Consider the following 11908-nt stretch of genomic DNA (forward strand, 5'->3'; position numbering starts at 1 on the left):
TCACCTAATTGTTAACGCGCAGTATACATTTACACATGTATAAAATCATTAAAACAGTGTCAATACGCTCTCAACGCCAAAATATTGGCCTTGACCGTAAACCTGTCTTTTTTTAATACGATGTCTATTTGATACTTCTCACCATAATGATAAATACAATGAAATTGTAAGGAACTGCTTTTATCTTCAATACTGGGCGACGTGATTCCCAAGATATTCTATTGAGGGTACAGTTGTTCTAACCAATATTGACAGTTTCGCTTTGAGCCTTGGATCGGCATGATCCAGCCCGTTCGGCTATAGTGCTTTAATCGTTTTAAATCATTTTTTTTCTCCGGACTCGATAACAGGTATTGTTGTTTGAACAAATTGGCCTGCTCCAAAATCCGTTTGCTTGCTACGATCAATGCGGTATTGGTTGCGTCTTCTTCTATTGTGTCCCATGCAGAAAGCAACGCTATCATTAAAAAAAGGATAACCACACTCCAAATAACAAAGCGTGAGCGTTGTCGGTTATTTAACATTCCCTACCCTTTGATAGCATCTAACATTCCCCACATAGGTAAGAAAATACCCAAAGCTAAGACAAGCACCATGCCTGCAACAATCACCAATAAAATAGGTTCAATTCTTGCTGTTAGTGTTTTTAAATCGTAATCAACTTCACGATCATAAAAGTCGGACACCTCCAATAGCAGCTCATCAATTCGACCGGTTTCTTCTCCCACCGAGATCATTTGTATAACGAGTGGAGTGAAAATTTCGCTATTAATCGCGGTAGATGAAATCGTACTACCCGCTTCTATTGCAGACTTCATACCTTGAACACGCAGTTCAAGAAAGCGGTTATCCAAAGCCTCGGCAGAGAGTGCTAATGATTGGTTCAGTGGCACGCCCGCTTTCAACATCAATGCGAAAGTTCGAGAGAAACGCGACAACAAAGCTCGATTCACGACGCCACCAATAACCGGTAGTTTCAACCGTAACCGATCCCAGTTTTCTAAGCCTTTGTCTGTCTTTAACCATGCTTTCAAGCCAAAAATAAGACCGAAAATCACAGCAAGCATTAACCCCCAATAATTAACAAAGAACTCCGACATCCCGATCAAAATACGTGTTGGTAATGGTAGCTCGACACCAAAGCGCGCGAACATGCTCGAAAACTGTGGGATAACTTTGATGTTGAGAATAAACATCGCCACCAAAATAAAGCTAACGACAAACGTCGGATAACGCATCGCCGTCTTGATCCGCTTACGAGTTTCGACTTCTTGCTCATAATATCCAGCTAACTGTAACAAAGCTTGATCTAAGCGACCGGTATTTTCACCAACACCGATCATCGATACAAATAATGAGCTAAATACCTTGGGGTGCATCTGCATCGATGTGGATAACCCCCGACCATTCGTTAACTCGGTGACCACTTCTTCTAAAGCCGTTTTCAGCTGTTTGTTTTCACAATTTTGAGTCAGGCCTTTCATCGATCTCAATAATGGAACCCCCGCCTTGGTCAAGCTGTATAACTGGCGGCAAAACAGAACCAACACCTCAAGCGGAACAGTCGGTGAGAACAGGCTAGAGACATCCCTATCCAATATTGAGCCACCACTTCTGCCGAGCTTGATTGAAGTAGGAATAATCCCTTTATTCAGCAAACTTTCTGTCGCAAGATCTTCGTTATTCGCATCCAATCGGCCAGTGACTTGGCGACCATCAGAACTGCGTCCGACATAACGATATGTTGGCATATCACTTTACCTCTACAGATAAATAGGATCCGTGGATCCAGAAGCATCACCTTCACCAAGAAGCATAAGCTCATCAAGACTCACCACACCTTGCAAAGCGAGCTCCATAGCAGAAGCTAATAGCGGTTTATAACTTTCAGACCGTCTCGCGGTTTGAGCAAAGCCTACCGCATCATTTGCTCTTAATGCATCCATCATGTTTTGCTCTAACTCCAACATTTCAAACACACCAATACGCCCACTGTAGCCAGTCAAGTTGCAGTTCTGGCAACCACGCCCTTTCATGAATGAGACACCCACCTGATTTGGAAAACGGACACTCAACCACTGTTTACGAGCTTCATCTAATTCGTCATTCACCTTACAATCTGTGCATACCTTACGAACCAATCGCTGTGCGACTACCGCTCTCACCGCGCTCGCCACCAAATAGCCCGGCGCGCCCATATCCATCATACGCAGCGCACTGTCTACAGCATCATTGGTATGCAGTGTACTTAACACTAAGTGGCCCGTAAGTGCTGCTCGCAAACCAATTTCGACCGTTTCTTGATCTCGCATTTCACCTATAAGAATAATATCGGGATCCTGACGAAGAAAAGTTCTAAGAACAGTAGAAAAGTCGAGATTTATCTTAGGATTCACTTGCACTTGATTCACTCGCGGAAGGCGATATTCAACCGGATCTTCTGCGGTAATGATCTTCTTACCCGGTTCGTTCAGTTCACTCAACGCCCCATAAAGAGTGGTTGTTTTACCTGACCCCGTAGGGCCTGTCACCAAGATCATGCCATGCGGGCGGCGTAACTGTTGACGCAGTCTAATAAGAAGATCACTGGGTATACCTGATGCTTCTAATTTACGGAGACCTGATGTTTGATTAAGCAAGCGCATCACCACCGACTCGCCATACTGTACCGGCATCGTCGACATACGAATATCAACCGATTGGCCTTTTGTGCGAATATTAAAACGACCATCTTGAGGAAGACGTTTCTCTGAAATATCGAGGTTGGCCATCAACTTTAAACGTAAAACTAACGCTGAAGCTATATTCACCTCATTGAGCAGTGTTTCATGTAAGACACCATCAATCCGCTGACGAAGGCGTAATACGTTTGAATCCGGTTCAATATGAATATCAGAAGCGCCAACTTGGATTGCATCTTCAAACAACGAGTTAATGAGCTTAACGACGGTAACTTCATCACTGTCTTCTTCAGCAATATCAAAATCAAAGGCATCATTAACTTGATGTTCAGCGTGCAACTGTTCAGCAAATGAGGCTATCTCTTTGGTTCTTCGATAATAGCGGTCAAACCCCTCAACCAATTGCCTTTCTTGCGCGACTACAAACTCTAATTCGTAGTTACCCAGTTGACCAAGCAACGACTCTTGCGCAAAGAGATCGGCCGGATCACTCATCGCGATACGTAAGGTATCCCCTTGACGTCCAATAACCAACGCTCGCAGACGGCGGGCATGCACCTCAGGCAACAACTGCACCGCTTCTACATCGACATCAGCACGACTTAAGTCAATAAGAGGAATCGCTAGCTGTTGAGATAAAAAGGTCAGCATCTGCTGCTCAGACAAAAAACCCAGCTCTATCAGCGCATCGCCTAGCTTACGCCCGGTATGCTTTTGGGCCGCAAGAGCTTGTTCTACTTGATTGTCTGTAACAATACCTTCTTCAACAAGCAAATCACCGAGTCGCTTCCTTAATCTAATTTTCATCGCTACTCTCCTCTAAGGTACTGAGTATTTTTAAGCGGTCACGGGCAAAACTTTGTGACTGCGACGATATACCAACTCGGGTTAAAGCACCTTGATAAGACTCTTTTGCCGCGGAAAAATCAAGCTGTCGCTCTTGTTGAATGGCCAACCCTAACCACCAGCGCGCATTCTCTGAGTCCACTTCAACGAGCCGACGATAGCTCTCCAACGCCATCTCCTCTTGCTGCGCTTTTTGGCTCAAAGCGGCACGCATTGCTAAATATTCTTTCGTTGGATTGGGCGGCAAGTGTATTAACGGGCTCAACGCCGCCTCAGCCTGATTTGCTTTGACCAGTAGTTTTGACAACCCTAGGCGCAGTTTTTCACCATCGTTATTCAATTTTATACCGGATTGAAAAAGCTCATAAGCTTTTCGAGTCTCCCCTTTTCCAAAATAGAGAATGGCCAGTTTCTGACGCACATCCTCATTTCTTGGCGCATAGCGGAGCGCCTCTGTATAGCCTTTCAAGGCGCCATTAAGATCGTTCGCATCCAACGCTTTCTGAGCTCGACCTTGTGCGTTTGTTGATAATTGTTTTGGCGTTAGCTCCACCTGCTCAATCAACATTGCGTTATTTTTTGAATCACCATCACTATCTATCTTATTGGAGACCGACCTAGGATCGGTTTTAGCCACACTCGCAACAGACATCGGTTTGGGAATGCCCGTATGAGTGGCTTTGGCGGTACTGGGCAGCTTAGGCATGACTTGAGATTGAGTGACTTGGGAGCCATGTGCCGTTGCTGCGTTCGATTGAGCCACAGCTTTAATTTGCTCGCCAGAAGATACCGTTAAATTTTCCGAAGAAATCGTCGTTGCGTTTAGCGTCACTAATTTTTTAGTTGGTGACAACAGTTCCGGTGTTATCCCACTGTGATTTTCGCTCTGATTATCCACAACCGAGAGCGGAGCTTGTGCATCCCGAGTTGATATTGTTCGATCAACAGCCGGGCCTTGTGATATCGCCCAACCACTCATGGCCAGACTGAGTGTAAAACCCACAGCAACCCACATTAAAGGAGAGTGTGTTCGGATTTTCGGTACGACGACCGCTTCAATCGAAGTTGTTGACTGCTTTTTTGCCAACTCAGATAAGGCGTTGTTAATGACACTCATAATTAATTCCAACCCCACAATATTGGCGTTTTAAATTTTGGTTTACATACATCGTATGTCTCGTGCATGGCTGAATACAGGTGCTGATTCTCAATGTGTTGCTTATTCTCACTAAACGAAAGCAATAAAGCTTTGTGACAGAGTTGATTGATCAACCTTGGAATACCTAACGAAGAGCGGCTGATTGCCTTTTTTTGATTCAAACTGAACAACTCAGGATTACCACCCGATTTCACGATCCGATTGTCAATGTAAGCGACGGTTTCATCGAGAGTTAGCGGCCTCAATGTCGAGCTAAAAGTAATCCTCTGACGAAACTGCCTAAGATGATACTCCTCCAACCTAACATCCAGCTCCGGTTGTCCTAGCAGCACCATTTGGAGCAGTTTCTTATCTTCAGTCTCGAGGTTACCGAATAATCTCAACGTTTCGAGCACCTCATCCGACAGAGCTTGAGCCTCATCGAGTATCGCAACCACTCTTAATCCTGCGCGATTCAACTCAATTAATCGATGTTGAATATTATCCACTAAGGTGGCTTCGCTCTCGACGACAATATCTAATTCTTTGGCGACGGCTTGACGTAAGTCGGCACCCGATAACATTGGGTTCGGAAGGTAGATCAGAGCCGTACTGTTTTGTAAATGATTCACCAGCATTCGGCATACCATCGTTTTCCCAGTGCCGACCTCGCCCGTCACCTTGATCACACCTTCCCCCATCTCTAACGCCGAAATAACCATTTGAATGGCCTCAAAATGAGGCGCTAATCCATAAAAAAACTCAGTATTCGGCGTAAGAGTAAACGGCAGTTGTTCAAAGCCAAAATGCGCTTGATACATAAGGTGACCTACCTTAATGACATACTGCCAATCTACATGGAGAAAACCTGTGACTACTTTTCATCAGGAAACCACTGTTGCAGAAGATCTCGAGAACGCTCTATTTCCGTTTGCCAAGTATTCACACCAACAATCGTTGGTTTTAATAAAATGACTAACTCTGTTTTCTGGGTTAATTGACGGGTATTACGGAACAAGTGACCTAATCCAGGAATATCTCCCAGGAATGGGACTTTGGAGGTGATATCATTCGTGTTGGATTTCATTAATCCACCAATAACGACAACATCCCCATCCTGTGCTCGAATCACTGAGTCAGACTCACGAATAGAACTTTTTGCCAAAGGCAGTGATACCACCCCCGTTGTTGCACCAAGATTAAGTTCTTTCACTTCTTCCGCAACTTCAATAACGGCTGGATGAACATGCAAGAACACACTTCCCTTATCATCTATTTGCGGCGTCACATCCAACGAGATACCAGAGAAAAAGGGAGTAAGCTCAACATCAGGGGCAACATTGGCATTATCACCGCTGCCGACCGTACTTGATAAGTCAGTGACGTAATATTCGTCAGTGCCCACTTTAATCACGGCTTTCTGGTTATTGGCAGCGGTGACTCGAGGACTAGAAAGCACATTGAGGTCACCTTGTGTCCCCATGAAACTCAATACAGCTTCAAAACTCCCTCCAGAGACAACAAGGTTAGATTGACCGCCCAAAGTCGCACCAATTGGATCCATGCCAGGCAATGCACCAGGGATAATCGCACCCGCCGCATTTTTAACAATCGATCCCATACCGAGCGTATAGTTGGTGCCATTTGCCGAAAACATCTTCGTCCAGTTAATGCCTTGTTGGTACCCATCGCTCAAGGTGACTTCCATGATTTTGGCTTCCAAAATAACTTGGCGCTGCAAACGCTTCTGAGAAATCCCCAAAAACTCTCTGACTTCACGAATTTCGTCCGGATATGCACGAACGGTAATCACACTCGCTTGCGGAGTCACAACCACACTTTGACCATCACCAGACCCAATCAGATGAGCAACCGCAGCTTCAAGCTGTGGCCAAAAATCACTTTCAGAGGTCGTTTCAATCTCAGTACCGCCATTTGATGTCGAATTCGATGAGTTCGATGAATTTGACGAGTTCGAACTTGAAGAGTTTGATGAATTAGAATCAGAATTAGAGATCGTTCCTGTACTGATCGTTGTTAATGATCGACCTGAGCGTTTTAATTGCAAGTAATCGACAGGGATAGTGACCGTGCGAAGGCCAGCAGGATAAACCTGTATGACCTTGCCACGCTTTTCAATATCGTAACCATACATGTCCTGTGCAACCGACAAAACTTCATCTAAGGTAACGTCTGTGAGATTAAAAGTGAGCTTTCCTGAGACACCAGGGTGAATAGCAGCACTGTATTCGGTGCCTTTCACTAAGCTTGTAAAGAAAGTTCTCGCGTCAACATCTTTCGCCTGAATACGGAAGCGCTTGACCTTTTCCATATCCGGAGAGGTAGAGTCTGAATCAAGTTGAGGCATAAGATCATCTTGAACTGAAGACGGAAGATCATGAAGAACCTTGCTATTGGCCTCATTAATCGATGCGTTCAAAGACTCTTTTATTTCAACAGGATCTCTATGCCCCATTGAACAACCAACTAACGATGACACTAGAATTACTAATACTAATTTACGCATGTCTTCACTCTAACCTTAATTATTCTTAACATCTAAAGAGAACATCTCTAATTTCCACTGCTTAGAGCTTCTCTGTAGAGTGACATATTCTGGAGCGATGTCCTTAACTCGGTACCCTTTGATCGTATCTCCCTGACCGAGAACTTGACCATTCATAATGGCATAGCAGGGGATGTCACCTCTGCAAACGATGCTCTCTAGAGACGGCAAGCGATAACGAATGGGGGTCGCCTTCTCTGACGCTATTTTTTGTTCATGATTAAGCCAGCCTAACGGGGCGGTCGGGTCTTGCTCGGCCCACGCCACTGAACTGCTAAACAGTAAGGACAACAATAGAGCTCTAACCACCGATAAACTCCTGTCTGGTACCTAATGTGTAAACCTCGAGTACAAGTCGAGCTTTAGGGTATTCTTCAACTGTGTATTTAAATGTGCGCCAGTAATAGTTAACTGGCAGAGATTCTAGCGCTTGAAGATAAGCGGCAATATCAAAGTAACTCCCCGTTAACTCCATTCTTACTGGGTGAAGAAAATAACCTGAATATTCACTGGTTTCTTGATTATTCGAAATGGCTTCTGGTTTTAATGACTCAAGAGACTCTAATTTGAGTCCATCGCCTGCTTTCAGGACATTTTCCAACAGCTGCGACATTTGAGAAGGCGAGATCAGCCCCTCTACGATTTCTGATAACTGAAGTGAAAGCGCTTGGCTTTCTTCGAGTAATGTCTTGAGTTCAACATTAATGTCTTTATCTGGGTCACTATTGAGCTGAGCTTGCAGAGTCAGTAAATCGCCTTGTTGTCTTTGGTTTGAATGAGTCAGGCTCATCGTCTCAGTGCTTTTCGCCTGTAAATTGAGATACGCAGGCTCCAGCAATGTGATGAACAACAACATGGATACCCCTACCAAACCGCACACAACAATTAACCATTTCTCTCTTTGGCTTAAAACGAGAAACTTGTCGTTAAGTTGGTTCCACCACTGCATTATTTGCTCTCCCTGCGAGTGCTGAGCTCAAACGTCACCACATCTTGATCATTACGACCGATTTTGAGTTTTTCAAAAGCTCGCCCAACTAAATTAAGTTCACTTCTAAATTGACCAACCCAGTTAGGAACGGCATCAGCATTACGAGCAAAACCACTGAGATCCAACGTGTCGTGAGTGATGTAAATCTGCGAGAGTGAGATATCATTTCGACCTAATTTAGCTAAGGCCATCATCACACCAGAATATCCGACCTGTTGTGATTCATCGTATTGTCCTACCGCCTTCAAAGCTTCTTTTTTGGCTTGTGTCTCTCGCTGGAGACGCGCCACTGCGGCGACTTTATCGAGAGATGGCTTATGCTGAGTTAACTTATTATTCAATTGATCAACTTGCTTATTAAGCTGTGCTGATTCACGCTGCAATGCCGTTAAACCCTGATCAAGTGCTGAAGCTTGATACTGCATGATAAAGTACCCGCCAAGTAGCAGGATAGAAACACACACCCAACCGGCGACAACATTTGTCAGCGTGAATGATTCGTTCTTCGGTTTTAGATGCTCAGGGTAAAGGTTAACATTGAAACCATCTCTTTCAGACGCGATTTTCAATAACAAACGTTCTGAATTATCTCGCTCTCCTTCAACTAATAAGGAGACACTTGAACTCAACGTGTTATTTAAAGCACTTTGTAATTCAACTTCATCTTCCTCATCACAGCAGATTTTTAGCTGATGCAGTTGAGCGCCTTTAATTTGAGAGGAAAGGTAATCAATCGAGCGTTGCAGTTCCAAAGCCAAGCTATCTAACTGAAGAGAATGGGATGCAACACCGGTTAAAGGCGGCACAACACTGCGGATGGTTCTTTGAAAGCAAACGGTATTGTCAACAAACGCTCCAAGCTTAAAGTGCGATCCAGAACTGCGTTGCAGTAGGATAAAATTAGCAAGCTCACCTGCGCTATAGCCCCAGATTTCGTCTTCAGGGGCAATACCGTTAAGCTCAACTTGCGCTGAATCAGCAATGCTCACCAACTTATTCAACAGTTTTCTCGGTAAAACATACACTTGTAACTTATTAGAGGTGGGCAGCGCGACCGCACTCGCAGTGATGTCTGTCACTCTTTCCGATATCAGATCTTTGAGTAAAAAAGGCAGCGCCACAGGCCATTCGTTTTCGGGTATGTTGGGTTTATCGATCTGGTAGGTTTGGTAGTAGTTAGCGCTGATGATTAACTGGAAGCGATGACTAGAAAAAGCCTCACTATTCAGCGATTTTTTCAGCGCGCTTTCCCAGTCCCCATTCACCAATGGAATACGAGTGGATTGCGCCTCTAGCTCTGCTGATGATACATAAATAGCCTCATTACCCAATACGACAACTTGTGTGCTGCCCCTGTTATTCTTTGGCTTTACCTTGTTTAAAATCGCTTTAAAATTCATGTTTTACTACTACTCTTGCGCCATCGATTTCTTCGACCTACTTTCACAACAGATTCGTTTTCCACTGCGCTGTCACCTTGATTAGGCAAAGGGATAATTTGTTGTTCTTCTTCGAAATATCTGCCTTGATAGCCGTTAATACCCAACTCTATCAAAGTGTTCTTTTCTTGCTTTGTCTCTACACCTACCGCAATAACTTGAGTTGAAGAATCACCACACGCCCCGATTAAGCTTCGGACAAACAGTTGGTTTTCATGTCTTTGATCGATTCTCTTTATTAAGCTGCGATGAAGCTTAATAAAATTAACCTTTAAATCCTTGATGTAGTGTGTGCTTACAATCGTGCGTCCAGCTTGCCCGACAATGACTTTACACCCTAACCCTTTCAGCATCTTTGCCACCGGTCTCATATAATCAAGGTGGGCAATAAGATGTCCTTCTGAAAACTCAAAGGCTAATTGAGATCGGTGTTGGGCGGAAAGCTGTAACAACTCACTTCTAAACCACTTAAAATGGTGTTTATTGGCAAACGGGGTGACATGCAAGTTCACCGAATAGCTGGTGAGTTTGGTTGATTCTTTCAATGATTTCAATAAAACCGTCAAAACCGATTGATCAATTTGCGCTTGATAACCCACTTGCTCAACCGCGGGCATAAATCGAGATGATTTCAATAAACCTTTGTCTGGGTCATGAATTCTCGTGAAGACTTCTTGATGCAATTCAATAGCCTGATCAGAATCCGACATAAGGTAGCACCGCTGAGTGAAGATCACTAAGTTTTCAGGAAGTAGGGCTTTATCAAGCAGGGTTCGCCAACGGACACTGCCTCTATCAAGCTCACTTGTATTCTGTTTAGGATAGCGACTCCAGTTGTTAACCTGCTCCAACTGAGCGCTTTTTAATGCTGTTTCCGCTTCATCCATGATCAGGTTATGGCGCTCACCTTCAACATACATTGTCACACCGATATGACACCAATTGTCAGCTGCCAAAGGTTTCGGTGGGGTTATTTTATCTAACTGCCTTAAACATTGAGCCGCCAACTTTGCGATATCCTTTGCCCCCTGATGCGGAATAAACACAGCAAAATCAGCGTCGTAATAACGAGAGAACATAACATCAGGATAGCGTTGAACAATGTTTGAAAGCACCTCGCCAACCTCAACAATAAAACTGTCGGTCACTGGCTTATCATTCGCATCACGAACCTGTTCCCATTCATCAATGCGTATCAGTAGCACTCCCCCTCGCGCACCACTCTCATGCAGTGCGGATTCAAGCTTGTTATCAAATAGCATTCGGTTAGCTGTACCAGTAAGCTGATCTAGGAAAGTATGGGTGCGAATAAAAGTATCAAAGCGACTCCGCTCTTGCCGGGCATCTTGCAGTTCCTCAATTAGGACATCGAGAGCCTCACTTGCCGTATATGGCCACTCTCGTTCATCGCCTTTTGCATAAGCTTCAACTTGCCCCGCAAGAAGCATTCTGCCACGCTCTTCGAGCATTTCAGAACCCATTAATTGACCTTTTAGCCATTGTACGCCACGTGCTAAACAGAAAATAATAAGCGCAACCGCTAGAGTAATTGACCACATGGCTTCAAACGAATAGTTATAGCCGATATAGGGGGGAAGAGCTTTAAATTCGATGCGATAACCTTCATTCCGATCTAAGACAAAACTTCTCTCATAGAGACGGCTAGGATCAATTTGTGGAGAGGTGTCTTTAAAACGATAAACGATACCACTCTTGTTCGAGAGCTCCATCTCAACAATATTACTCGCTTGCAACATCTTAGGCATCCAACGTTGCATCGAATAGGCGGCATCAGGGTCTTCCATCTCTTTATCAACAACGTCGACAATACCGACCAAATAATGGTCTAAATACTCCTGCCCAATACGTTTAAATGAAAGAGTGCCACCGATAAAAAGAATGAACATCGCGCTGATAACAATCACGGTGACAAAGGCCACTAAGCGAGTGCTCAATTTCAGTGTTGGGGTATATCTCATGAATAACGAAATCCTTTTCAACTCACATTATACCGTATCGCTACTTATACTATAAACTGAGGTTGTCGATAAAGTGTTAAGAACTTTAGGTAACAAAAAGCCGCGATAAATGAAGTGACCCCATAAAGTTGGACATTTCTGTTAAGCGGCTTTCAAGGCCTGAGTTCGATATTCTATCGGAGTCAGGCCTTTTAGTTTCACTTTTATACGTTTGGTATTGTAGTACTCGATGTATTCTTTAATTTTCTCTATCAGTGCATCTGCATCT

Annotated in this window: 10 protein-coding genes and 1 pseudogene; all 11 read right to left on the bottom strand. The window is 44.1% G+C overall.

Translation table 11 applies throughout. From position 1 onward, the window contains the following. Positions 1-59: 59 nt before the first annotated feature. Positions 60-524, bottom strand: a pseudogene (locus L4B77_RS09805) (MSHA biogenesis protein MshF). A gap of 3 nt (positions 525-527) precedes the next feature. Then, a complete protein-coding gene (locus L4B77_RS09810; protein ID WP_429750134.1) occupies positions 528-1751 on the bottom strand; it encodes a type II secretion system F family protein in 1224 nt (407 codons plus the stop codon). Positions 1752-1763: 12 nt separating this feature from the next. Further along, positions 1764-3488, bottom strand: coding sequence for an MSHA fimbrial ATPase MshE (mshE, locus tag L4B77_RS09815; protein ID WP_372040523.1), 1725 nt, complete (start codon positions 3486-3488; stop codon positions 1764-1766). Continuing rightward, positions 3478-4644: a tetratricopeptide repeat protein gene (locus L4B77_RS09820; RefSeq protein WP_429750137.1), complete on the bottom strand. Its 1167-nt coding sequence runs from the start codon at positions 4642-4644 to the stop codon at positions 3478-3480. Before L4B77_RS09820 ends, mshE begins: the two co-directional genes overlap by 11 nt. Before the next feature lie 2 nt (positions 4645-4646). Continuing rightward, positions 4647-5486 (bottom strand): ExeA family protein, encoded by an 840-nt coding sequence (locus L4B77_RS09825; RefSeq protein WP_261838745.1) that lies wholly within the window; start codon positions 5484-5486, stop codon positions 4647-4649. A 53-nt stretch (positions 5487-5539) separates the two neighbouring features. Further along, entirely contained in the window at positions 5540-7192 is a 1653-nt protein-coding gene (gene mshL / locus L4B77_RS09830) for a pilus (MSHA type) biogenesis protein MshL (protein WP_429750139.1), read from the bottom strand. A 15-nt stretch (positions 7193-7207) separates the two neighbouring features. After that, positions 7208-7540, bottom strand: coding sequence for an MSHA biogenesis protein MshK (locus L4B77_RS09835; RefSeq protein ID WP_261838743.1), 333 nt, complete (start codon positions 7538-7540; stop codon positions 7208-7210). After that, the gene (locus tag L4B77_RS09840; protein ID WP_261838742.1) at positions 7533-8180 is read right to left on the bottom strand and encodes a type 4a pilus biogenesis protein PilO; all 648 of its coding nucleotides are present in this window, start codon (positions 8178-8180) and stop codon (positions 7533-7535) included. The genes L4B77_RS09835 and L4B77_RS09840 overlap by 8 nt, the downstream gene beginning before the upstream one ends. Beyond that, a complete protein-coding gene (locus L4B77_RS09845) occupies positions 8180-9622 on the bottom strand; it encodes an MSHA biogenesis protein MshI (RefSeq protein WP_429750141.1) in 1443 nt (480 codons plus the stop codon). The genes L4B77_RS09840 and L4B77_RS09845 overlap by 1 nt, the downstream gene beginning before the upstream one ends. Beyond that, positions 9619-11640 carry an RNase E specificity factor CsrD gene (gene csrD / locus L4B77_RS09850; protein ID WP_261838740.1) on the bottom strand — a complete coding sequence of 674 codons (2022 nt, stop codon included), beginning with the start codon at positions 11638-11640 and terminating at the stop codon, positions 9619-9621. The genes L4B77_RS09845 and csrD overlap by 4 nt, the downstream gene beginning before the upstream one ends. A 141-nt stretch (positions 11641-11781) precedes the next feature. Continuing rightward, positions 11782-11908: IS3 family transposase (locus L4B77_RS09855; protein WP_429750145.1), on the bottom strand; the 127-nt coding region annotated here is incomplete at its 5' end.

Origin of the sequence: Vibrio minamisatsumaniensis (assembly GCF_050337445.1) — a bacterium.
GTDB lineage: Bacteria > Pseudomonadota > Gammaproteobacteria > Enterobacterales > Vibrionaceae > Vibrio > Vibrio artabrorum.